This is a genomic window from Cytobacillus sp. FSL R5-0569 (assembly GCF_038007265.1).
GTDB classification, from domain to species: Bacteria; Bacillota; Bacilli; order Bacillales; family Cytobacillaceae; genus Cytobacillus; species Cytobacillus kochii.
In genome coordinates, this window is record NZ_JBBOWW010000001.1 from 4,451,143 (window position 1) to 4,475,538 (window position 24,396).

Here is a 24,396-nt window from a genome sequence, read left to right on the forward strand (position 1 = left end):
AAAAGAAAGCCTAGTGAAAACACCACTAAGCCTCAATGTTTACTTCTTCTTTTTGAGCTCTTTTCTTTTTAAACTTCTTTTTCATCTTCATTAAAGCTTCATAAACAACTGGAACTACAATCAAAGTGAGTATTGTTGAAGTTGTAAGACCACCAATGACTGTTATCCCTAACCCCCTCGAAATTAAGCCACTTCCATCCGTCTCACCAGTAAACACAAGTGGAACCAATGCCCCTACAGTTGCAAAAGCGGTCATTAATATCGGTCTCAAACGTGTTGTACCCGCTTCTAATATTGCCTCCCTTAAATCAATACCTTCTTTTTCATTCTGAATAATTCTCGCCACTAAAACGATCGCATTTGTTACAACTATTCCGATTAACATTAAGGCACCAATCATTACTGAAATACTAATTGGTTCTCTAGTTAACAAGAGTCCAACCAAACTCCCAATAATTGCATATGGCAAGGAGAATAGGATAGCAAATGGTGCTAGACCACCTCCAAATGTGACAATTAAAACGAAAAATACAACGAAGATAGCAAGACCTGAAGCAATAATTAATTGATTAAAAGAGTCTTCAATTTGATCTGAAACACCGCCAAATTCGAGGTTGACTCCATTCCCAAATGAAATCCCTTTTAATTCACTTTCTAAACCTTTGATTGTCTTATTGATATCATTGCTTTGAACATTAATCGTTACTTCACCATATTGCTTGCCATTACGATTGTATATAGCTGAGGGAGCTTCTTGCTCAATAAGTTCTGTCACCTCTGATAGTTCTATCTCTTCACCAGACAAAGTGGAAATAGGCAACTTAAGATAATCCTCCTGTTTTTCAATCGCTTTTGCTGTATTCAAGTAAACAGGTAAGTCGTCTCCTTCCTCATTTATAGTGGTGAGTCTCATGTCAACCCCTCCACCTAGTGCTGAATAAACCTGTTCTGGGTGCACACCATTATCAATTAATTCATCCAGTTTCAGCTGAAAACCAAGCTTATCATGCAACTCAGAGACATTAGTTTTTATGCTCTTTACTTCTTCTCTATTTGATAGTTTATCTTCAATCTGACCTATTGACTGATTAATCTCTTCAAAATTATTACCGTAAACATAAATATTCATTTGACTATTGCCTGAACCAGAATCCTGAAAACTCCATTCTCCCTCGGTTTGCTTCCGAATTTCAGCAGAGATTACTTCCTGCTCTTTTCCAAAGTCTTCAACGCTTCCTTTATATTTAATGAAGAATAAAACTTGTCGCGTATCCGCTGGGTTAAGTGGATTTCCTCCACCTTGTGATGATTGAACGAGCTCAATATGTTCCCTGCCAAGCAAATAATCTTCTACAGTCTCCACTTGCTCATTAATTTCTTCTCTTGTATCACCTGTTTTTGGATCATAAGTGATAATAAGTAAATTATTTTCATCTTCTTGTATGAAGGTGACGCCAATAAATGGAATCAAAAACAAACTACCAATTAAAAGAATATTGATACATGTGAAAGATACGATTTTATGATTAAGACTCCATCTTAGTATCTTTCTATACGTTTCTCCTTTATGTTTCTTATCTCTAGAAGCACGCTTTTCAACTTTTCTACTCATCATAAAATGAGCCATCATTGGCACAATTGTTATAGAAACTAACAGTGAGGCTAAAAGGGCAAATACGATTGTTAATCCAAAAGGATAAAATAGTTCTCCTACTGGACCATCAACAAGCCCTAATGGAAGGAACACTGCAATTGTTACAATCGTAGAGGACATAATTGGTGAAAACATTTCCTTTGTAGCTGCTACAATTAATGCATTTCCACTCAATGGTTCTTTAGATAACTTTATTTTTCTATGAATGTTCTCAATAACAACAATTGAGTCATCAACTACTCTTCCAATGGCAACTGTCATCGCTCCAATTGTCATTAAGTTCAAGCTAATTCCAATTCGATGAAGTAACAATAATGCAATGAGTAATGATAGTGGAATTGAAATAACCGATATAAGGGTAGATTTTATATCTCTCAGAAACAGTAATATAATCAATACTGCAAAGGCGGCTCCTATTAGAGCCTTTTTGAACATCATACTGATGGAATCTTTTATTGGATCGCCACTATTCAATACTGTTTCAAATGTTAAACCGTCATACTGTTTTTCTAATTCATCCATTTTATTGGTTATTGCGTCAATAATTTCAACCGTATTCCCGTTTACTCCTTGTACTACTTGGATACCAATTGACTCTTCCCCATTAAATCTAGAGATGGACGAAGAGCTTTGCTCTAACTCAATTTCGGCAATATCACTAAGGGTAGGTGTTGCTTCTGCTGTTTGATCTACTCCTTCTATTACAGATTGCGGATTAATTGGCACACTAATATCCTTTAGTTTTTCTATATCCAATTCGCTTTGAATCGCAACGACCTTTTCTTGATTATCAACCTCTTTCACACCTAATGAAAATTCATTTAACACGCTATTCAAATATTCTGCTACGTCTTGATCACGCAGTTGATATTCTTGTAGTCTTTCCGGTAAAAGATTGATTCTGACCTCTTTCGTCTCATTCCCAACGATATTTACTGTAGAGATTCCCTGAATTTCTTCAAAAGCCGGCTGTATTTCATTTTTTACGAGATTGCTTACTTCCGAAAGGTTACTATTCTGATTTAATACGGATACTACTAAAATTGGTAAATCATTAAAGCTAAGTCTCGCAACCTTTGGTGTCTGGGCATCCTCCGGAAGATTCAGGTTTTTTATCGTTTCTTCAATTTCCTGCTCTGCTTCCTTAAGATCCTTGTCAAATCCATATTCTACTTGGATCGATGACGCGTCTTGCATGGAAGTTGATACCACATTTTTTACCCCATCTAAATTCCGCACACCATTTTCTATCTGATTGGTAATTTTATCCGAAACTTCTTCAGACGATGCACCGGGATAAATAGTTGTAATATCAACGATTGGCTCGTTAATATTTGGGAGTTGCTCCATTTTCATTTGAAAGGCAGAAAACATACCAAAGACTATAATAAAGATTGTGACGATCCAAATTGCGAGCTTGTTCTTAATTGAAAAATTAATGATTGACTTCATTCTTCGACTCCTTCTATATTTTACTTATTATCACCTACAAACACCTCTCTATTGTATTCAGTTTGAACAACAAAAAGATTAGAGTATCACGCAAATTTCGCCTGTTATTAAAAAATGCTAAAAACCTCCTAAAAAAGGAGGTTTTTTCATAGGTAAACAGTTGTAATTTCATCTATAGAAACAATTACAGAACCATTAACTGAAGCAATACCCTTCCCTTTCATTAATCCATTTCTTATCCTTGTAACCTCAAAGTACAAATCTAACTTATCCCCTGGATAGGCTGAACCATGTATTTGAGCACCATTAATCCCAGCTAATATTTCATATTTTTCTGATTTTTCAATACGGACAAAAGCGCCTATTTGACCAATTGCTTCAATAATAAGTGTAGAGGGCATACTTTTTTGACTTTCACTGATAAACCATTCGTTATTGCTTATATTTTTATAACCCTTTACCCACTTCATCGGGTCTCTTTCAACTACTCGATCTACGTATAGGAAAGGGTATTTGTGCGGTAAATACGATAAGCTTTCCATAACCTTAAACAGATTCAGATTTTTTTTGTTTCTCAATAAAACTAATAATATTATTGATAGTCATAAAGGAATCAGTATCTAGTGTGCTATATTCTAAGCCAAATTCTTTTTTTAATTCATTAATGAAAACCAAAACATCCATAGAATCTAAACCATATACTGAATCTGGCCCAAATAAATAGCTATCATCCAATAATTCCTCCGGTTTAATGTCCATTTTGTAGACCTCAATAAATTTTTCTTTTATTTTTTCTTTCATTTTCCTAACCCCTTTTCTCATTTTTAGTATATTTTAAGCAGATAGAACCCCATAAGAAACCCGCACCAATAGCTGAAAGAACAATCGTATCATCCTCTTTCACTTTTCCATCTTTCAAGGCTTTATATAAAACTGAATATAATGTCGCTGAACCAGTATTGGCATATTCTTGTACAGTTATGGTCGTTTTTTCGAGTGGGACATTTAAATCATGCATAACTTCTTTTACTATATTAAGATTTGCCTGATGGACTAAGAAATGATCAATATCACCTATTGTTAATCCTGCAGATAATATGGCTTCCCTTATAGAGGTTGGAACTACCCTTGTTGCAGTATTCCAGACTTCACGACCATTCATCTTAACAAATTGGCTTGTTCTATAATCTTCATTTTCACCCAATGGTACTGTCCCGCCTCCAGGGATTTGAACTGCATAATTAAGCTCTGAATCTAAATGGAAGGAAAGAATGCCTCCACCCTCTCTTGTTTTTTGCAACACCATTGCTCCAGCTGCATCACCAAAAAACACACGTGTAGTGCGATCCTTTGGATCACTAATCCTCGAAAGGATTTCACAACCGATCACTAATACATTTTTCACATTGCTATTTTGGAGTAGATGAGTCCCGACATACATAGCATATATCCCACCTGCACAGCCACTTTGCGTAAGATCAATCGGAATCGCTTTTTCTGCACCTATTTTTTCTTTGATAATCATTGCAGTTGAAGGTAATGCTTGATCAGGTGATGTAGTGGTTACAATAATGGCATCAATCTCTTCTGCTTGAATATCGGCATCCAAGAGTGCCTCCGCCGCTGCACTTGCACAGAGGTCAGAAGTCACATACTCATCTTCTAAGTACCTCCTTTCCTTTATTCCGGTTTTGTCCTGTATCCATTGATCACTTGTATCTAGTTCTTTCACCAGATCTTCATTTTTTACAATTTTGCCTGGTACACGAAATCCTATCCCTTGAATATTAACTGGGATTTCTAAACCCGTTTGATTCAATATTTTTTCAGTGAGTAATGCTTCCATTTACCTTATTCACCTCTCCTTTATTGGAAAATCCCCATATATATCTTTTAAAGCAGATGCTACATCATTTACTTGTACAAAGCATTCTAGTATAACTGATTTACCTACTCTATACGCAGCCATAGCTTCTTTAATTGAATCTACGAGTTCATGACAGGATTTTACTTGTAGGTGATGCAGATTTGAATGTACACCTATAAGCGCCGATTCCTCTTCATGAATAAAAACGGAAGATGCCCCATTATTTTTATTTTGATAAGCTAACCATCCATATCCACCATTATTTAAAACAACATATATGATGGGAATTTTATTTTGTACTACAGTTGAAAGATCGCTTTGGAAAAGATTAAATGCACCGTCGCCTACTATAGCCACAACCATTTTGTCTTTTTGAGCTTGGGCAACCCCTACTGCTGCTGCTGCTCCAAACCCTAAGGGCGTTTGTTCGCTAGGAGTAATAGCATCCTGACCCGCTTTTAGAGCATGATAAGGATAAAAATAACTCCACATGTCTTGCAAACCATTTTCATGAACAAAAACAACCTCTTTAGGTAAATAACTATTTAACACGTTAAGAATGTCAGCAACCCTTAATTGATTATAATGATAAGTTACTGCATCCTTTTCTCTAAAGAGATGAATCTTTAAATTTTCCGCAAATTCTATCCACTGATATGAATCTTCTCTTGGAATACTAGTCTCCATTAATTTACTTAAAATTTCTTCTGCATCCCCCTGGAGATTGAAACTATCATACAAAAGATTGAAACCTTGCTCACTGATATTAATTTGAATTATTTTATTTGCTTTTAGTGAGGCTTCCCAACCGAAAGTAGCTGTTTCTTCGAGTCTACTACCCACTGATATAAATAAATCTGATTGTGTGATAAGTTCCATCATATGAGCTGGACAATATAATCCTGCTAAACCACAAAAAAGAGGATCCTCTTCAGAAATCGCACCACGTCCTGAAGCTGTTACAAAGATAGGTGCCCTAAGCCATTCCGCAAATGCCTTTAATATATGTCTATCTCTTCCCCGTTTCGTTCCGCCCCCGTAAATGATGATCGGCTTTGTTGATTCTTTAATCATCCTTCTTGCTTTGTTTATATTTTCTACATCTGCAGAAAGCTTTGAATGAATGGTAGGTATATATGAGGAAAATTCATTTTTCTGCACCTGTTGAAAACCAATGTCCTCTGGTATTTCTATATAAACAGGTCCAGGTGATCCTGATGTGGCAAGAAATATTGCTTTCTTCATTACCCAATGAATTGAATCAGCGCTCTCCACACGGTGGGCCCACTTTGCTAGAGGAGACACAACTTCGTATTGATTAGCTTCCTGGAAGGACCTATTAAAGCCATATTTTTCTGTTTTAGTGCTAGTTGCAATGATTAAAACCGGTGCACATTGTGCATCTGCCTCAAGGACACCCGTCATACAATTCATCATTGCTGGTCCTTTTCCAACAACACATACACCTAATTGATTCATGGCCAAACTATAACCAGTTGCCATGAACATCGCATTTCTTTGATCCTTTGTTATTAAAAAATTAATGTTATTCTTTTTTATTTCTATCATTAGTGCAAGATCATCACTAGGTAAACCAAAAACTTGAGTTACTCCATTGCATTTTAGGGCTTGTGTAATTGCATACCACACTGTATTACTAGTCATGCTTCGACTCCCAATAATCATGGAGGATTTTCGAAAGTAAAATAGGCTTAATGATTAATTGACCTTTATAAGAAACATAATTAGCCATCGGACCATAACCTCCGAACGGGGCATTTCCATTTTCTATATCTAATAAGGTTTCATTTATTGATACCGTATGCCTCTTATGTAATGCATCGATTAAATTTTTATTGCAATCTCCATACACCGTTGCCCCCATCGCTCTCTCAAGAAAATAACCTGTATTAAAAACCTCCAAGATTTCGTCAACATTCTTATACGTAACCACATTAAAGATAGGAGAAAAGAATTCAGCCATTGGCAAATCATCCTCTATTTTGCTTAACAAGATCGTTGGTTCTATTCTTCTTTCACGATAATGAATATTACCTCCTGAGTAGATATAGTTACTAAACTGATTTAAATGTACGGCCACAACGTCTATTGCAGATAGGTAGTGAATAGGGCCATAATCCATTACTTCGTCCTTATTGCTACCGAATTTGAGTATCTCTAATCTTTGTTTTAACATTGAAACGAATGGTTCTTTCAAATGTTCTGGCACATAAATAACATCTGGACCTAAGCAGTCTTGCCCGGAATTATATGTCCGTATAGAAACAAGGTCATTGATGGATTTTTCTACATCCGCTGATTCAGTTAAGATAAATGGATTGACTCCGTGACCAAAGAAAACAAAGAATTGATCTTCTGAAAGTTGGAATTTAATTTCCTCAGCATTTTTATAGGCACCAGTAAAAATGACTAGTTCCGCCTGTAGAGCTGATTCTTTAATGTACTTTCGATGAGACAATTCTAATAAGTGAATAGGCAACTGATGTATTTCTTTTAACAAATTGTGTAGCTTTCTAACTTGTTCAATAACAAGCCCTGATCCCCTAAATTCAATTTTTTCTACATAAAGCGAAGGGATTAACAAGTAGAGGACATATGAGTATAACAAAACGTTTGATGGCATAAATACTGACATACTATTCAATGTTGGTGGCCTATTTTCATTGACCTCTGCAATCGCGCGGGTGAGAGCTTGAATAGATATATTTATTTCATCTTTAGCTGTATGATAAGGTGAAACCTCTGTCAATATTTCCATCATACATTCTCTGTTTTTTTCGAGATATTCAATTGTACGCTCAATCGCTTCCTTTCTCTCCAGAACTAAAGATGGGAAAGAATCAACTATGATAGTGCTATGCAATTTGAATCCTCCTCTCTATTTTGATTCCATTGTGATGCAAGTTTTTGTAATCCAACCTGATCAACCTTTCCATTTAACAAGTATGGAAATTCCTTTAACACTAAGATTTTATTTGGCTGATAGAAAGGATCTATATGTGTATAAATATTTCGTTTAATTTCAGCTATTTTTGCAGGATCTTCCTCTATAAAGATAAGTACATATGAATCTTTCTTTTCGTCTCTAAAGGAAAAGACCTTCCCTCTATATCCCAAAGAATCAAATATTTCTTTTTCAATTGTTGCTGGGTATATGAGATAACCTTTCCTTAGGAACCCCTCCCCTTTTCGCCCAACTACGTAAAGATGCTGATCTTGTGTCATATATCCCAAATCACTTGTACGATACCATCCATCTAGAAAGGCTCTTTCTGTTTCTTTCTTTAAACCAAGGTATCCTTCCATTAATCCGGGGCTTTTTATTAACACTTCACCAATGTTTCCAGTTGGAGCTTCTTTTCCATATTCATCCATTATCATTATTGTTACACCCTCTAAAGGTTTACCGCAGCCTTTCTCGTTACCTGTATTTAAAGCTATATTTCCTGCTTCAGATAGACCATAGCCGTCAAGCAAGGGCCTGCCTACATAACCTTCAAAATCAGCAGCTAATTTAGCCGATAATGGAGAACCTCCAATACACCACAATCTAACACTTGATCTTTTTAAATCATTTCTAACCTCTTGCCTTTTTTCCATTAGCTGTATTAAAACATGATACGTAGAAGGAATAGCATCAACAACCGTTACTTTGTAATCAGAAATAGCCTTTAGAATTTTCCTTACTTTCTTGTAATCACATAAGACCAAATGACAATCCATCATCCACCAAATGAACACTAAAGATAATCCGTAAAAATGCGAAAAAGGAATAACCGGTAATAATATGTCGTTTCGAAGGTAGCACATGCTTTTCATCGTACTTTCTAAATTGATAAACATGGACTGTCCAGACTTTATTATTGCTTTTGATTGTCCCGTTGAGCCTGATGTATATAGTATTAGTGCATCCTTTCTTGATTTCCATTTTTCGATATTTAATTTAAATTCTATATACGATATTTCATCTGATGATGCCAATGACTTTATACTTATTGAATTCACGATAGGCAAATCACGATCTATTAAGCAAATCTTTGCATTGGTTTCTTCCATAACTCTCTTAATTTTTTGTTCACCTACCTGTCCATCTAGAAGTATAATGGAGCAGTCTAAATGGATTAGTGAAAATAGGGTAACAATAAACTCATAAGAATTTTCTGCGGAAATTACAACTCGATCTCCACTGGAGATACTGTGAAAAGATAAACTTTCGATAGATTGTCTTATATCGTGGAAGAGTATTTGTTTTGTATAGGATCCACTCTCTGTAAATATCATTTTATTCCGTCCTTTAATGGGTCACTGCCTGTTTAATTATCGAATCAGGATCAACCTTAATGGTCTTAATTTTATTTTTCAGAAGTTGGTAAAATAAATTTTTAGGACCTACAACATACACCTCTTTGATTCCGAGAGATTCCATCTGTTCAGTTACTAAGTCCCAACGTACAGGGAGGTCATATCCTTCCGACATCATCACTTTTAATTGCTCTGACTGATTAATTAATCTTCCATCTACATCCGAGATGATGGGTAGAGTAGGGGGCTTAAATTGAACATTAGCAAAAACTTCCCTTTCTACATCTAGTCGTAAAGGAGTTAATACCTCACTATGGATTGGATGTCCCATAGTATGAAGAGAAAAACACTTTGGCCTATTATTTAAGGTTCTTTTTAATAGATCAATTGTAGAAGCGCTACCGCAAAAACACATTACACTCTCCATATTTCCAACCAATTCTAAAAAATGCCCTTTCGACTTGAAATCCTCAATGATTTTATTGGACTCATTCAATGAAAGATTATAAACAAAGTGGGTTTTGAAATCCCCCAGCCGTTCATACCATTCACCTGATAATTTATTGGATTCTTTTGTTATCCATACAGCTTCTTTATAAGAAATGCTTTTCACGTAAATCGCTGCAACAATTCCACCAAAACTCGGACCAATTACCACTTGAGGAGAAAGGCTATATTCCTCATAGAAATGGTCTAACACAGCCATTGTATTGGCAAGGAAAGCACATTCCATCACTACGTAATCTTTATCTCCTACATTTTTGAAAGCCTCAATCAATGAAAAACCTAAAACTTCACTCGCCTCTTCAAATCTTCTTTTTGAAAATGGACTATTTTGCATAAAAGTTTTAATATCTTCATAGTATGATGGTGCTAAACCGGGAAACACTAGACCTATCATCTTTTAACCTCCAATAGACGAACTACTACTTCTTGTACATATTTTATTGATCTCCTCCGCCACAAGATATGATTCCACTTCAAAATCAATATCTGTAAATTGTAGTGATTTGGCTACAAAATTCCCAGGCCCTACCACAATCAACTTTTGCACATTATTTTCTGCTAAAAACTTTAGCGATTGATACCATTGAACAGGTTTGGTGTACTGATTAACTAGCTCATTCGCTATCTCTTTCCCGGTATATAAGGGTGTGGCAGTTACGTTACTAACCAAAGGTTTAATGGGATTCACCGGCTTGATCATGGGCATGAATTCATTCTCAAATCTCTCTTTAACAGATTGAAGAAGAGAACAATGACCTGGTGGTCCATAAGGAATTGTGATTCCAAGGCCCCCAAGAGGTGATATTTTGCTACTTAGCTCCTCAAGACTTTTTGTATCTCCATTAACAATCATTTGATTGGAAGTTCCGTACATACATGGTTCTAGCGTACAGCCTTTATTACGTAATTCAGTAATATGATCATCCAGTACCTCGGTATCAATGTTGTAGAAGAAATAAACTCCATTGCCCTTATTTCTCTTCTCCTCAGCCTCCATTAAGCACATAGCTTGAATCATTTTAACAGTATCTGTAAAATCAAGACTTCCACTACAATGGATAGCATTTACTTGGCCTAGACTTGGACCTAAATAAAAATCTGGCTGACTAATTTCATTTCTAATCAGCTTATATAAAGCTGAACTGATTGTTACAATGCTCGTTCGGGCAATATCTCCACGATTTGTCATGGCCTCATTTTCTAAAAAAAAACTTTTTGCTAAGTCTTTACCGATAATGTCACTTGCTTGTTCAAACTGTTCTCTTACTAAAGGGAAACGATCATATAAATTTTTGAAATCTCCCTTTTTAAGTTTCATTAAAGGTGGAAACAATATGGCTGTTCTCAATTTTTCTACCTCCATCCATTCACATTAGTCCTCCATCAACGACTAACGTTTGCCCCGTGATATAACTTGATTTATCTGAAGCAAGAAATGATACAGCTTCAGCAACTTCTTTTGCAGTCCCTAATCTGCCCATGGCGATTTTCTTTCGAAACTCAGTCATCTGCTTTTCTGGAATTCGATCTACCATTCCAGTGTCTTCAATATATCCTGGAGCAACTGCATTCACCCTGACATTATAAGGGGCATACTCCTTTCCAAGTGAGCGTGTTAAACCAATTACTCCCGCTTTACTTGCGCTATACGCACTTAGTCGTTCTATTCCTACCAACCCTGAAAGGGATGATATATTAATAATTGAACCGCTTTGTGCTAACAACATGTGAAAAGAAACAGCATGAATGCAATTAATTGTTCCCATAATGTTGGTGTCCACAATCTCTTTCCACTTCTCTACCGGATTACTTGGAATTAATGCACCACCAAAACTGATACCCGCATTATTAACAAGTACATCAATTCGCTTATGCGTGGATATTATATTTTGAAAAACATTTTTGACCATTTCAATATCATTGACATCCAGTTTTTCAAAAAACACGCGCTCATGACCCGTTTCTTTTTTTATCTCCTCAACTACTTGTTTGATTTCTGATAACGAAGATCGATAAAGCATGATTACAGTTGCACCTAATTCAGTAAAATGCTTTGACATACTTTTTCCTATTCCTTTTGAAGCTCCTGTTATGACTACTACCTTTTCACTCCACATTAACGCCAACACCTTTTACCAAACTTGGAAAGCACTCATCCTTCCATTGATGATTGAGATATTCATATAATTCTTTTCTAGTTTTCTCTTTTTCACTTTTGGGGATCATATCCTCTGGCAGATTCCCCTCATCCTGAGAGTAATATTCCTCCCTCAAAATAGAAGAAACCACAGCATCATGATACTCTCCATCTAAGAAGAAATAATCACGTAGAACCCCTTCTATTGTGACTTTATTCTTTATTAGAAAACGAATAGTCCTCAAATTGTATAAACCATTAATGAATTGAACTTTGTGAGCATTTTTAAAATGAAATAAATAATCTAAAATCAATAATGAGGCTTCTGCCCCGTAACCCATATCCCATAAATCGGGATTTCCTATTACACCACCAAGTAAATAACTTCCTTCATACTTCTGAGGCTGCCAGGAGATAAATCCTATCTTTTCATTGTCATGTGTAAGCACTGTGGCATAATTTGTATTCCCTGTTCTAATATCAGCCTTAATGTCCTCCAATGTGGCAAAGTCTTGGGCCCCTCTCGCCAATGCACTTACTTTTGATGGACAAACCCATTTTGAGAACAACTTAAAATCTTCTTCTTCAAGAGCCTGTAGTTTAACAAAATTACCTTTCATAATTTCCTCCTATTTGTATTTATTAAGCTCATCATAAAATAGGAGTGGGTCAAAAGAACCCGTAAATCACGCAAATGTAAGTCGTCTTCTTACATTCTCCTATCTTAGTTCTGTGTTACTAGTTGAGATGTGTATACTGTATAAATAAATTGGATGCCAATCTCACTTTTGAACTACTTCCCTCTATTTTTTCTTTTTCCATAAAAAAAAGTCTGACATTTGGTCAGACTCTAGGCATATACCGTTTGAACTTTTCTTATACTTATTGATTGATTCTGCAATAGTATGGCCTTCGTCATCTTAACCGCCAGACCTACTCTTGAGTTTACTTTTAATTTTTGCATACTAGATGTAATATAGTATTCAACTGTCCGCTTACTTAAATACAAGGTATCTGCGATTTGTTGATTGGTTTTATCATTTATTAACTCTTCTACGACTTTTAACTCCATTTCAGTTAAAATCGTAGGTATATACTTCAACTCTTCGTCAAGATCAAACGGAATTTTATTACCCATTAAAGGAAAGATATATTGCTTTAAAGCTGTCGAAAAGTAAAAGCCGCCCTTTTCTATCATTTCAATGGCAAAATGTATCTCTTCTGGTTTTTCCTTTGAAACGATTCCTTGGACATTACTTACAACAGAGATTAAATGCTGCTCCCTTTTTCCAATTAATACAATGCTAGGAACTTTATTTTCTAGAAGACTGTCTATATAAATGCTTTTAACTTTATTAATAATTGCCAAGGAGAATCCCTTTAAAAATAGTGGATCTTGTAAAAGATTTTCATTGTTTAAGTAATGAAGCTGATATTTCTCCTTATTCAATAATACGGAATGTATCGAGCCTTTTTTGAACGCCTTCTCTTTCCCCACAATCAAAACTTTTTTAGGCTTCATAACTTTTTCTCCTAGTGATGGCCTGGGATAGGTTTATCTTCGAATATACCTATACCGATGTTATCAGCACCATTACTTTGTACTACTTCAGATTTAATCACTCCATTAAATACGCCTATAGTAAGTAGTAAACCAATAATAAATTTATTTAGGACTTTCATCCTCTTTTTCCCCTCCTTTTGATTATCTAATACCATTATCACCCAAAAATTTGTTAAAATGTATATGTATTTACGCAATATTTAGACATATTTCATTAGGAGGATTGGTCTTTTGGAGAAAACAGGTGAAAAAATTGCCTATTATCGAAAGAAAAACGGGTTTTCTAGGCAATATTTAGCTGATAATATATGTGATGAATCCACTTTATATCGTATCGAAAAAGGACAGCAACTGCCTAGATTGGATATACTGAAAGAGATCTGCATGAAACTTAATATCCCTATTGAATACATTTTATCAGATAATGATGAAGCAGAACTTATATCCTACGTACAAAAATTTAAGAGGCTTTGCCGAGAGAGTCTCTATCAATTAGATTTTATCACTTTACAATACCACTATGAAGAGGCAAAAAATTTCTCTAATAACAACCCTTTATTAAACAACCGACAATTCCTCAGATTTCTAAGTTGGATTGAGGCAGTTCTTTATCATAAACGAGACCAAAACCCTGAAAAAGCTGAAATACTGCTGCGGAAACTCATCCAAAACGGAAAAATAATTAACGAAATAGATATTAATATTACGAATTCTCTTGGATTATTACTCTTAGAACAAAATAAACTAAAAGAGGCTCTTCGTCTTTTTATTTCATCATACAAAGCTTTAGAAAATAGTCCCTATATTGAGGATAAGTCCCTCTTCCCTAGAGTAGCCTATAATCTGGCCTGTCTTTACTATGAAAATCATAGAGATAGTGAATGCTTTGATATTTGTTATCGCCTAGAGTACTACTTACAATCTAATCACTTATTTTATTGTGCAGGAGAAGTAAGATATCTATTGGGCATTCTACATAAGCGAAAAAACGATTTAGATATCGCCCAACAATACTTCGATGAAGCAGTAAATATATTTTCTTTTGAAAGGAAATATGCTTTCTGTAGCCAATCACTACACTCCCTTGCTGAAATTCACTATTTAAAAGGGGATTCCAGAAATGGTGAGTTACATGTTAACAAAGCATTAAGCATAGCAGATTCAATTAATGATCAAGAAATATCTAACGCCATCAAAGAAGAAATAAAGCATACTATAAAACAGTATGCTAGTAGGCTTTAATAATATTAGAATGTAGTATCTCTTTTATGATCTTAATTGTTGAAGTGATATCGTCATCTGTAATATGTCTATGAATAACCGCTCGTATTCTACCATATCCCATCTCAGAAAATATTACATTATTTTTTTCTGCAGCCTCAAGAAATGACTTCCAAGTGAAATTTTCATTAATGATTTTGAACATGATTATATTTGAATGTACATCCTTTGTTTCAACCTCAATCCCATCAATCGCTTCTAATTCTTTCGCAAGTCTTTTCGCTTTCTGATGATCTTCTGTCAGTCTATCTATCATGGTTTGAAGGGCCACCAAGGCGGGAGCTGCTAAAATTCCCGCCTGGCGCATTCCTCCACCCAACATTTTTCTAATTCTTCGTACTTCGTTAATGTGTTGTTTTGTACCTGATACAATCGAGCCTACAGGTGCCGATAACCCTTTTGATAAACAAAATTGTAAAGAGTCCACATGCTGTGTAATCTCTTTTATATCGACACCTAATGAGAGAGCTGCATTAAAGACACGGGCCCCGTCCATATAGATAGGGATATGATTTTCATCCCCAAAACGCTTTATCTCACTTAAGTAATCTAAGCTTAACGCTTTCCCTCCACACCTGTTATGTGTATTCTCAAGACAGATTAACGCCGGCAGAGCAAATTGAGGATCGTTCTTATCGATTGGAATAGCGTTGGTTAAATCTTCTATAGAGAGACTTCCATCTGACTGTGTACGAATAGGTTCGTACATAATCCCCCCGCAAACTGAAGCTCCTCCAGCTTCAAAAATATAGATATCAGATTCATCACCAACGAGTGCTTTTGTTCCTCTTGGACAGTAAGCCATGATAGATGCTAAATTCGCCATTGTACCACTCGGCATAAAGCAGGCCGCTTCTTTCCCTGTTAACTTTGCAGCAAATTCTTCAAGATGATTTACTGTTTCATCCTGCCCATAGACATCATCACCTAGCTTTGCTTCTTGTATTGATTGCATCATGGCATCTGTTGGCAACGTAATTGTATCACTTAAATAATTGATCATGTACACACTCCTCAATTAGCATTGATTGTTCAAAACCATCCAATAAACATTTCATTTCACTATAAGTTCGTGAGGCTACCACCATATAACCTATTCGGCCATACGCATTTTCCGCTTTCTTTACATAGTCACCAGGTACTTTAGAATAACGAACCTCTTTTATATCACTATGAGATTTAACATTATGCAATTCTTTTATTTCCCCTGACACACTAGGCACTAAAAATTTGATACCTGCAGTTAATGACTTTTTTTCCTCAATTAACGGTTCAATTCCTGATGCATTCTTTAATTGTTCTTTAAGCAGATCCACTCCAGTTGCATATTTTATAAGTTCAGGTATCATACCTCCTGCAAGTCTCCCATTAAACTCCACTAAAAATACTTTATTACCTTTTATCTTTATCTCTAGATGAGCAGGTCCTGATTTCCAAAGTAAACTTTCAAGAATAAGTAAAACCCCTTTTTCAATTATTCCTTTAAGATTTTCATCTATCCTAGCTGGAAATACATGACCACTTTCTATAAAAAAATCTCCCTTATTTAATTGTTTTTCGGTCACTCCTATCAGATGATGTTTACCTTTAACGGAAAAAACTTCTACGCTGTATTCTTGCCCTTCTATATACTCTTCGATCAAAGCTCCTTGTTTTTTCGTTTGACCTCTGACATTATGAGTAATTCTCATTATCTCTTTTGCATATGCAGATAATGATGGATAGTCCATACATTTACGTACGAAATTGGACCCGCTATCATCAATTGGCTTTACAATGACTGGATAAATAAGTTCACCTTTTAATAATTCTAAGTCTTGCTCTGATTCTACTAATCTAAAATATGGCTGATAGAGTTCTGAGCATTCTCTTAATACCTGTCTAACAGCAGACTTATTTCTTACAATTTTGATTGTATCTGGCGAATTACCAGAAAAATGAAAAAGGCGATTCAAACATGCGACAGTATAAATATAAAATTCACTTGTTGTTGTAATACCTGCAATCTCTTCTAATGTAAAGTGATTCAAAATTGTATTTTTCAAGCCTTCTAAATCATTCGTTTCTGCTATAACAACCTCACAATCAATTAATGTCAATTGCTCATAACGGCTAGAATTATTTGTTATGAACACTGGCCTTAACCCTAGTTCCACCGTTTTTTCCAGTGCCAGCATTCCTGTACCAGTCGTATTAGATTCAATAAACAGCAACTTTTTCATTCACTTTCTCCCCTCGATTGATATGGGTATATGACCAATTACACACATCCTTAATATCCTTTTCCTCGACAGGATTCATGTTTAAACAATTGCTTATGATACCGTGTTTCCTTAAATACTTCTCATCATATATTGAATGAAAATATCGATCTCCTCTGTCTGGAAAAATGCCAACAATCACATTGTCTTTGTTGACTTGTGTACTTAGCCATCTGCTTACAGCATAAACACTCCCCGAACTGTTTCCAGCAAATATCTTCTCATGTCTAGCAAGTTCTAAAGTCCATGAAAAAGCTTCCTGATCATTCAGCCAATGCACAATATCTATTATGGAGTAATCAACATTTTGCGGCTTCAAGCTATTCCCCAATCCTCCTTGGAGTCTGTGAGGCTGATCTTTTTGTTGGAAAATCGCACTTCCTACTGCATCTACTGCAATTACCTTTAATGAGGGATTCTCCTTTTTTAAAGCTTTAGCCGTTCCACATAAGGACCCTCCACTTCCCACTGCCGCTACCAAATAATCAACTCTACCGATATCATTGATTAAGTCATTGGCCAAATCCTCATAAGCAAGGGGGTTATTAGGATTTTCATATTGTCTTGGCCAAAAGGCATTGGGGTGGCTTTCCATAAAGCGATGAAGGTAATTAAGTCTCGCCCTTTGCCACCCTCCCTCCTCTTCCATTTCTTTTACAATATGAACATTGGCTCCCAAAGCCTTCATTTTCGCCAACGTTAACTGATCAATACGTGGATCCGTAATAATATGCACATCATAGCCAAGATACGTTCCTACTAATGTGACTCCCATAGCCAATGTACCTGAAGAACTTTCTACAATGACGCCTCCAGGTTTTAAAATTCCCGCATTGATTGCTTCATAAATTGCCTTTTTTGCTACGCGATCCTTCATACCGAAAGGATTATTCATCTCTAACTTTGCATAAACCGGTGCGACACTATTTGCTTCCAGCCGTAGCCTGACTGCTGGTGTCCTACCTATCAGATTGATCATACTATCATTCACCAAAGCCACCCCCCGCCTTCTCTTGTAGAGGGTAGGGAGTGAAAGACTTCAGCACTTAGTCCAAAGGATTTAAACTTTTCAATACCCTTTTTCAATTTATCTATATAATTGGGATCCGTATCCGATAGTAAAACTCCAATATAAGTACCACTATGAGCTGTAACTATACCAACCCCTCCTATTTCTTGATTAATTCTTTTCATTTTATCTATTAACAATTTCGGTCTAACCTTTTGATTCATCTCTGTACTTCTTGTCGCTACCTGCCCCAATAAGTTCACATCGCCTACTACAATAGCACCTTCTGCCTGTTGTAAAAGACGTTCATATTCTACCTTTTCTTTTTGATCAAATGGTTTAATTTGGTTGTTGAACTCAATTGTATCTACTACCCCACCTTCATCAATTGCAAGAACGGTTAATGGTGGACAACTACCAAAGTTGCCTCTAATCTTAACTTCGCGATGGTAATAAGACACAACGCCTTCATACATAATGCCATCGGAGGGCTCAATTCTTCTCATCATCTCTTCTAAAAGATAAATAGGAATCTTAATTGGGTAACAGTCTTCTATTGCCCTTATAGCTGCCACCATATCAGCAGTCGAGCTCGCCAACCCTTTCCCCTCAACAAGCTCACTATCTATTTCCAGTCTTCCTCCTGTAGGTAAGTTAAAATAAGACAAAATATTAATAGCTAATTGTCTAGTTTTTTTCTTATGGGGAGGAAAAACTTCTAACTCTTGAGCAGATGGGGATGAGTTAAAATAGCAAGTCGAAAACCGATTAATTGGAAAAGTGACTAAAAATTCCTGATTATCTGGTAGGATCCCTTGTAGGAATTCTCCAAAGGTACCACATGCTCTACCAACACCGGTAATCACTTCGTTATCACATACCATTTTGGCTTCCTTAATCATTTACATTTTCCTTTCCGGGCACCCATTTATTCAATCTCTGCTTTGCCTCGGTCACCTTTTCTGTTATCCGATTAAAACGACGAATAAACTCTGCGTTTTGCCTTTTCTGACACTCTATGATTTCATTTACTTCTTCAGGGTGAACAGAGCCGGCTGTAATTTTTACAAACAAGGCTTTTTCTGGGTCAAATATATCAACTAAAGTAGCTTGATTTATCTGAAGCTGTTTATAGCCATACCGCTCGCAGACTTGTGATAATAATAAAATGGGTAGTTTTTTTGGCGCAATTCCCTCATTGATTGCTAAGGTGATGAATTCACCTGAAATGACTTGGGCCTTACGATAAGGAATGCCTTCTTTAGCTGATAAATAATTGGCTAACGTAAATCCACCAAGGTAATCCTCTTCACACCTTTTTTTCATCTTATTTATATTGAAATCAATATTCTCAAAAATAAGTAGCAGAAGATCGGCAATGTCATTTGCTGTTTGGAAAAGCCGTGGAAGGTTGCTCGATGATTCCTTTGAAACCTCCACTAGATTACTAAAGGGTGTATTCCGTTGACCCAACATAAAATCCTGATAATAACTAATTAGATGACTTGTTTTTCCTCTAATTCTCTCTAGTATAGGAAGATTTCTTTTTTGTGGCATGGAGGAAGAGATACCTACTAGTTCATCAGGAAAATGAAGGAATTGATATTCACTACTCCCCCAGTTCATCATATCTGTCATGAAACGGCTCATATTAACACCAAAGAATGCCAGACTCTCTCCTATTTCTAAAATCCAATCCCGTGATGCCACACATACTAAAGCATGTCCACCAAATGAATCGAAACCTAGATCATTTGCCATCATTTCCAAATCCCATGGATACTCCTGACCTGACATTGCCCCAGAGCCTAATGGACAACTTTCATTTATAGACTCCAAACAAAGAACCATTTTCTCCAATGTCTTCTGTATATGACGGCTTATGGCAGTCAAATAGAATCCGACACTCATCACCTGCGCCGTTTGAAAGTGTGTATAGCCTGGCATAATCGTCCTTTTATACTTAGAAGCCAGTGCCCATAACTCTATCAAGAGCTTTTGAAATTTTTGAATTAGACTGATCCATGAATCCCTTGCATACATTAACTGTCCGCATGCCTGTAAATCATTTCTGCTTCTGTCTAAATGCCAATTTAATACTGGCTTACCCAAGTTCTCATCAATTGCCTTTTCAATAGAAAAGGCAATATCATTCATATTAGAATAGGCGCTTTTAATAATATTTTCTTTTTGTACAGATTTTACACTTTCTAAGAGTTTTACAGCATCTGTTGTATTAATTAAATTCATTTCCTCATAAGATTTTATGAGCACTTTTTCAATAGATAGATAATGTTCTAGATAGTTATCTGACTCAAACAATAGCTGCGGATATAATATAAGCTTATTCATGATTTCATGCGGGGGACTCTTGACTCTTCCTGTCATTCTCAATTTGCTTCATCTCCTTTAACGATAATAATTGATCCATCATTGTTCCTATTACTACAGAATGTGGAGATTCCAGTAAATTATTATGATTACCATCAACTGGTATGACCGTTACCTTGCCTAACGTCCTATTCCGCCAAATATTTTCATCTACAAGTGCATGAGGCTGAGTCTCATCAATTTTTTTACATTTAAAAAGAACTAAATCTGAAGTAATTTCTTGAACAAACTTATACGACTCACATGCAATGTTATTCTTCCCCATTACTTCAATGATTCTTTTTACATCCTCTTGTTCTGAGCCTTTAGGTAGTACACCTTTTCTAATCGCTCTCTCTAAGACTTCTGTATATTTATCCTTATTTGAAAGTTGACTAAATGCCTCTAAGTCCATCCCTAAACTATGTGCCCATACGATTAATGGATCCCTATTAGCTACTGACTGCAAGTTATGAAAAGGGTGAGCATCAAAAAGTATAACTGATGACACATGATAGTTTCGCTCTTCTAATATTCTTGCCATTTCTACCGCAATTGTCCCACCCATGGACCAACCAGCTATTCTGTATGGACCTTCCGTTTGAATTTGTAATACTTCCTCCACATATTTAACTGCCATCTCTTGTATAGTATTTAATGGCTGCTGATTATCTCCATATCCAATGGATTCTATTCCATATATAGTAAGATTTATAGACATATCTTTCACGAGTGGCATATAACAGAGTGCCCCCCCACCTCCCGGATGAATCAAAAATAATGGAGGGTGAGTTGTATCTGATTGCTTTAAAACAACTACATTATTATCAACTTTCACTTTGTTCCCATCTTCAATAAATTCACTCAATTGCTCAATCGTTCTATACTTAAATAAGTCAGAAATCGTCATACTGACATTAAACTCTTTTCGAACGGCGGCAACTACTTCAATGGCTTTAATACTGTAACCACCGAGATCAAAGAAATCCTCTTTAACCCCCAATTCTTTAATACCTAATACCTCTTGCCAAATGTGACAAAGTTTGACTTCCACATTGCTCTTTGGCATTAACTTCACTTTGTTCACAAGGTCATTTCGCTCAAAAGGCAATTCGTTGACGAGAAGTTTACCATTTGAGGAGAGGGGAATTTCATCCACCCAAACAAAGGATGCTGGTACCATATAATGCGGAAGCACTTGTTGCAGTCTCCGTTTTATGTTTGCAGCTATTATTTGACTATCTTTATTTTTAACAAGAAAAGCATAGATTTGATTTTCTCCATTATTTATATGTGTAACGACTGCAGCATCTGTTATCTCAGGGTAATCTAGAATGGTACTTTTTATCTCGTTTAATTCTATTCGAAAACCTCTAATCTTTACTTGGGAATCCTTCCTTGATATAAACAAAAACTCATTGTTTGCCAGTTGCTTCACAATATCCCCTGTTTTGTAAAACATTTGATTTTGTCCAATTACATCTAAAGTAATAAATGTGTTTTTTGTTAACTCTTCATTGTTCATATACCCCTGTGATACACTTGGACCACCAATAAACAATTCTCCTTCAACGCCTTTAGGAACGAGTTGAAGATTCTCATCTAATACTATTAGTCGGTAACCTCCAAAGTTTTTCCCTATTGGCATCGTAACGTTAGGATATGTTTTACTACATATATGATAACTTGCCGCAACAGTCGCTTCTGTTGGTCCATATAAGTTGACTAGTGTTGCATCGATATTAATCGATTCATAGAATTTTTCCACTATTTTCCTATTAAGTGCTTCACCTCCTGTGAAAACCATTCGAAGCGAGTCATTATTATTAAATAGAGGTTGATCATTCAATTTATCTATTAAACTATGAAACAGCTGTGCTCTCGTGACTCTTTCTTGATACATTAAATTCGCTAAATAAGCGATATCAAATTGATTCTCTTGTTTCGTGAGAACCAGTGTACCTCCTCCTATCAGCGAACCAAATATTTCGGTTATTGACGCATCAAATGTAAAATTTATGTTTTGTAAGACCCTTTCACTTCCTTGATAAGGAAACACTTCTAAGTAATCATCAATATGATTGAGCAATGATGCATGTGTAACTTTAACTCCTTTTGGTTTGCCGGATGAACCCGATGTATATATTACATATGCTAGCATCTCATCTGGAGGCAATTCCTTTAAACACAGAAGTGGTTTATCCAGCTCTGATTGCATTGCTTCTTTTATGTTGATAATCTGATAAGGAACCCCATGTTGATTCACTACTTTATCAGTCAACAAAAGCGGAGCATTTGCATCACTAAGCATAAAATTCATCCTGTTTACAGGAAGCGACGGATCAATTGGTAAATACGCACACCCACTTTTGATAATTCCCAATATTGCCGCTATTTGTTCTAAAGTCCGACTCATGGAAAGACCTATTATGCTCCCTTGTTTACTACCGCTTCTTCTTATTATGGCTGCAATTTGATTACTCTTTCTCTCCAATTCTGCAAAAGTATAACTGCCTGAATCTGTTTTGACAGCGCAGGCATTTGGCTTATGAAGAGAGTGATAGGCAATCCTATCATGGATATAAGATGGCGGCCTTCCCTTCATATTAAAGCTTGTTAATTCGGCAATTTCATGCTTACTCATAAAGCTCAATTTAGATATTGGCTTATTAGGATCCGCCATAATATCTTGAACTAATTGAATATAATGGTTAATGAACCTTTCCATTGATTGCTTGCTTAAAATATCAGGGTTGTACTCAATTTCTGCATATGCTTGATTTCCTTCAGCATTTATATACAGCACCTTATCAAACTTTGATGTACCTGTATTAATTTTTTCATACTCGACTTTTAAACATTGTTCAACTTCTGTTCTTTGCTCATGGTAAGTAAATAGAACCTGAAATATAGGATGATAAGAGTTTTCCCTTTTGGGATTAACCTCTTGGACAATTCTCTCAAATGGAACCGTACTGTTTTCGTATACATTTAGAAAAGATTTGATTGTCTTTTTCAATACGGATGAAAATTTACTATAGGGTTTTAAAGACATACGAATAGGAAGTGTATTAACAATAAATCCAATCATATCTTCGGTAAATGCTGCTTTTCTATTAGATATTGGACTACCTATGACAATATCTTTTTGACCGGTATATCTATAAAGCAAAATAAAATAGGCTGCCATAAAAAAGGCGTTCATTGTGGATCCACTCTTTTGAGTATACTCCCTTACCTTTCCTACCAACTCGTTAGGAAAAGATAGCCTAATATTGTTACCGCTGTAGGTCTGTTCTCTTGGTCTTGGGAAATCGGCTTGTAATTGTAAAAAGGGAGAAGCATCTTTCAAGTACTCCTTCCAGAAGCCAATACTCTGTTCTAGTTTCCCATCAAGAAGTGACTCACTTTCCCAATTAGCAAAATCCGCATAGTGATATTCAGGATCGCTAATTTGAAGCTCATCCCCTTTTTCTAAGTGTGTATATATATTTAAAAGTTCTTTTTTGAATATATCTAAGGACCACGCATCATAAATAATATGGTGTACATTAAAAAGAAAGTAATGAAAATGCTCATCGATTTTAATTAATTCAAAATTAATGAGAGGACCCTTTTCGATATCAAATGCTTTTTTGGCAAAGCTCTGTATATACTCTTCTAACTTTACTTCCTCTTCAATTTCTTGCTTATTTTTCATTATCAATTTAAAAGTTGGAGAAGAGACAGAAACTTTTTGTACTGGCTCTCCGCCCACTTCAAGAAATGTCGTTCGAAATATTTCATGCCTTTCAATCATTTTCATAATTGAATGTTCTAGTATGTTTTCATTTAATCTACCACTAAGCTTAAAGATAAAAGGAATATTATAAGTTGGACTCTTTTGAAATAACTTTTCAAAATACCATATTCTCTTTTGTCCAAAAGAAGCCGGGAGAAGGTACACATTTTCTTCTAATGACTCGTCCATT

At 35.8% G+C, this 24,396-nt stretch carries 20 protein-coding genes; 1 reads left to right on the forward strand and 19 read right to left on the reverse strand.

The annotated features are described in order from the left end of the window. Positions 1–25: 25 nt before the first annotated feature. The 13 genes from MKX78_RS22615 to MKX78_RS22675 form a co-directional block, all read right to left on the reverse strand. Positions 26–3,106 (reverse strand): efflux RND transporter permease subunit, encoded by a 3,081-nt coding sequence (locus MKX78_RS22615; protein ID WP_307316534.1) that lies wholly within the window; start codon positions 3,104–3,106, stop codon positions 26–28. Between the two features lie 146 nt (positions 3,107–3,252). Continuing rightward, on the reverse strand, positions 3,253–3,648 hold the full coding sequence (locus MKX78_RS22620; protein WP_095371524.1) for a 3-hydroxyacyl-ACP dehydratase FabZ family protein: 396 nt from the start codon (positions 3,646–3,648) through the stop codon (positions 3,253–3,255). A gap of 4 nt (positions 3,649–3,652) precedes the next feature. Then, on the reverse strand, positions 3,653–3,907 hold the full coding sequence (locus MKX78_RS22625) for an acyl carrier protein (RefSeq protein ID WP_095371523.1): 255 nt from the start codon (positions 3,905–3,907) through the stop codon (positions 3,653–3,655). A gap of 4 nt (positions 3,908–3,911) precedes the next feature. Further along, positions 3,912–4,952: a 3-oxoacyl-ACP synthase III family protein gene (locus MKX78_RS22630; RefSeq protein WP_307316530.1), complete on the reverse strand. Its 1,041-nt coding sequence runs from the start codon at positions 4,950–4,952 to the stop codon at positions 3,912–3,914. A gap of 9 nt (positions 4,953–4,961) precedes the next feature. Next, entirely contained in the window at positions 4,962–6,638 is a 1,677-nt protein-coding gene (locus tag MKX78_RS22635) for a thiamine pyrophosphate-binding protein (RefSeq protein WP_341052521.1), read from the reverse strand. Continuing rightward, positions 6,631–7,857, reverse strand: a complete 1,227-nt coding sequence (locus MKX78_RS22640; RefSeq protein WP_095373583.1) for an aldehyde dehydrogenase family protein — start codon at positions 7,855–7,857, stop codon at positions 6,631–6,633. Before MKX78_RS22640 ends, MKX78_RS22635 begins: the two co-directional genes overlap by 8 nt. Next, the gene (locus MKX78_RS22645) at positions 7,839–9,275 is read right to left on the reverse strand and encodes a class I adenylate-forming enzyme family protein (RefSeq protein WP_322909856.1); all 1,437 of its coding nucleotides are present in this window, start codon (positions 9,273–9,275) and stop codon (positions 7,839–7,841) included. Before MKX78_RS22645 ends, MKX78_RS22640 begins: the two co-directional genes overlap by 19 nt. 13 nt (positions 9,276–9,288) lie before the next feature. Next, entirely contained in the window at positions 9,289–10,197 is a 909-nt protein-coding gene (locus MKX78_RS22650; protein ID WP_307316523.1) for a hypothetical protein, read from the reverse strand. 3 nt (positions 10,198–10,200) lie between these two features. After that, positions 10,201–11,151, reverse strand: coding sequence for an ACP S-malonyltransferase (locus tag MKX78_RS22655; protein WP_307316521.1), 951 nt, complete (start codon positions 11,149–11,151; stop codon positions 10,201–10,203). Positions 11,152–11,170: 19 nt separating this feature from the next. After that, the gene (locus MKX78_RS22660) at positions 11,171–11,920 is read right to left on the reverse strand and encodes an SDR family NAD(P)-dependent oxidoreductase (RefSeq protein WP_322909857.1); all 750 of its coding nucleotides are present in this window, start codon (positions 11,918–11,920) and stop codon (positions 11,171–11,173) included. After that, on the reverse strand, positions 11,910–12,560 hold the full coding sequence (locus MKX78_RS22665) for a GNAT family N-acetyltransferase (RefSeq protein WP_095371516.1): 651 nt from the start codon (positions 12,558–12,560) through the stop codon (positions 11,910–11,912). The genes MKX78_RS22660 and MKX78_RS22665 overlap by 11 nt, the downstream gene beginning before the upstream one ends. 230 nt (positions 12,561–12,790) lie before the next feature. Then, positions 12,791–13,462 carry a response regulator transcription factor gene (locus tag MKX78_RS22670; RefSeq protein WP_095371515.1) on the reverse strand — a complete coding sequence of 224 codons (672 nt, stop codon included), beginning with the start codon at positions 13,460–13,462 and terminating at the stop codon, positions 12,791–12,793. Positions 13,463–13,473: 11 nt separating this feature from the next. Next, a complete protein-coding gene (locus MKX78_RS22675) occupies positions 13,474–13,623 on the reverse strand; it encodes a hypothetical protein (protein ID WP_157733857.1) in 150 nt (49 codons plus the stop codon). Between the two features lie 112 nt (positions 13,624–13,735). On the opposite strand from MKX78_RS22675, the gene MKX78_RS22680 reads away from it, so the two are divergent. Continuing rightward, on the forward strand, positions 13,736–14,746 hold the full coding sequence (locus tag MKX78_RS22680; protein ID WP_157733856.1) for a helix-turn-helix domain-containing protein: 1,011 nt from the start codon (positions 13,736–13,738) through the stop codon (positions 14,744–14,746). Here the strand turns inward: MKX78_RS22680 and MKX78_RS22685 are convergent. From MKX78_RS22685 to MKX78_RS22710, 6 genes are read right to left on the reverse strand one after another with little or no spacing between them, the layout of a single operon-like run. After that, a complete protein-coding gene (locus tag MKX78_RS22685) occupies positions 14,733–15,788 on the reverse strand; it encodes a GntG family PLP-dependent aldolase (RefSeq protein WP_095371513.1) in 1,056 nt (351 codons plus the stop codon). The genes MKX78_RS22680 and MKX78_RS22685 overlap by 14 nt on opposite strands. Continuing rightward, complete coding sequence (locus MKX78_RS22690; protein ID WP_341052526.1) at positions 15,769–17,007, reverse strand: ATP-grasp domain-containing protein; 1,239 nt, start codon at positions 17,005–17,007, stop codon at positions 15,769–15,771. The genes MKX78_RS22685 and MKX78_RS22690 overlap by 20 nt, the downstream gene beginning before the upstream one ends. Then, positions 16,985–18,040, reverse strand: a complete 1,056-nt coding sequence (locus MKX78_RS22695) for a PLP-dependent cysteine synthase family protein (protein WP_341052809.1) — start codon at positions 18,038–18,040, stop codon at positions 16,985–16,987. Before MKX78_RS22695 ends, MKX78_RS22690 begins: the two co-directional genes overlap by 23 nt. Next, on the reverse strand, positions 18,034–18,957 hold the full coding sequence (locus MKX78_RS22700; RefSeq protein WP_341052529.1) for a GHMP family kinase ATP-binding protein: 924 nt from the start codon (positions 18,955–18,957) through the stop codon (positions 18,034–18,036). The genes MKX78_RS22695 and MKX78_RS22700 overlap by 7 nt, the downstream gene beginning before the upstream one ends. Beyond that, entirely contained in the window at positions 18,950–20,443 is a 1,494-nt protein-coding gene (locus tag MKX78_RS22705) for an argininosuccinate lyase (RefSeq protein ID WP_307316603.1), read from the reverse strand. The genes MKX78_RS22700 and MKX78_RS22705 overlap by 8 nt, the downstream gene beginning before the upstream one ends. After that, positions 20,412–24,395: an amino acid adenylation domain-containing protein gene (locus MKX78_RS22710; protein WP_341052532.1), complete on the reverse strand. Its 3,984-nt coding sequence runs from the start codon at positions 24,393–24,395 to the stop codon at positions 20,412–20,414. The genes MKX78_RS22705 and MKX78_RS22710 overlap by 32 nt, the downstream gene beginning before the upstream one ends. Position 24,396: the final 1 nt, after the last annotated feature.

Coding starts and splice junctions, on each gene's coding strand:
- MKX78_RS22685 (WP_095371513.1), bottom strand. CDS start 15,788: ATGATCAATTATTTAAGTGATACAATTACGTTGCCAACAGATGCCATG.
- MKX78_RS22620 (WP_095371524.1), bottom strand. CDS start 3,648: ATGGAAAGCTTATCGTATTTACCGCACAAATACCCTTTCCTATACGTA.
- MKX78_RS22710 (WP_341052532.1), bottom strand. CDS start 24,395: ATGGACGAGTCATTAGAAGAAAATGTGTACCTTCTCCCGGCTTCTTTT.
- MKX78_RS22690 (WP_341052526.1), bottom strand. CDS start 17,007: ATGAAAAAGTTGCTGTTTATTGAATCTAATACGACTGGTACAGGAATG.
- MKX78_RS22660 (WP_322909857.1), bottom strand. CDS start 11,920: ATGTGGAGTGAAAAGGTAGTAGTCATAACAGGAGCTTCAAAAGGAATA.
- MKX78_RS22645 (WP_322909856.1), bottom strand. CDS start 9,275: ATGATATTTACAGAGAGTGGATCCTATACAAAACAAATACTCTTCCAC.
- MKX78_RS22615 (WP_307316534.1), bottom strand. CDS start 3,106: ATGAAGTCAATCATTAATTTTTCAATTAAGAACAAGCTCGCAATTTGG.
- MKX78_RS22670 (WP_095371515.1), bottom strand. CDS start 13,462: ATGAAGCCTAAAAAAGTTTTGATTGTGGGGAAAGAGAAGGCGTTCAAA.
- MKX78_RS22705 (WP_307316603.1), bottom strand. CDS start 20,443: ATGACAGGAAGAGTCAAGAGTCCCCCGCATGAAATCATGAATAAGCTT.
- MKX78_RS22635 (WP_341052521.1), bottom strand. CDS start 6,638: ATGACTAGTAATACAGTGTGGTATGCAATTACACAAGCCCTAAAATGC.
- MKX78_RS22625 (WP_095371523.1), bottom strand. CDS start 3,907: ATGAAAGAAAAAATAAAAGAAAAATTTATTGAGGTCTACAAAATGGAC.
- MKX78_RS22700 (WP_341052529.1), bottom strand. CDS start 18,957: ATGATTAAGGAAGCCAAAATGGTATGTGATAACGAAGTGATTACCGGT.
- MKX78_RS22650 (WP_307316523.1), bottom strand. CDS start 10,197: ATGATAGGTCTAGTGTTTCCCGGTTTAGCACCATCATACTATGAAGAT.
- MKX78_RS22665 (WP_095371516.1), bottom strand. CDS start 12,560: ATGAAAGGTAATTTTGTTAAACTACAGGCTCTTGAAGAAGAAGATTTT.
- MKX78_RS22675 (WP_157733857.1), bottom strand. CDS start 13,623: ATGAAAGTCCTAAATAAATTTATTATTGGTTTACTACTTACTATAGGC.
- MKX78_RS22630 (WP_307316530.1), bottom strand. CDS start 4,952: ATGGAAGCATTACTCACTGAAAAAATATTGAATCAAACGGGTTTAGAA.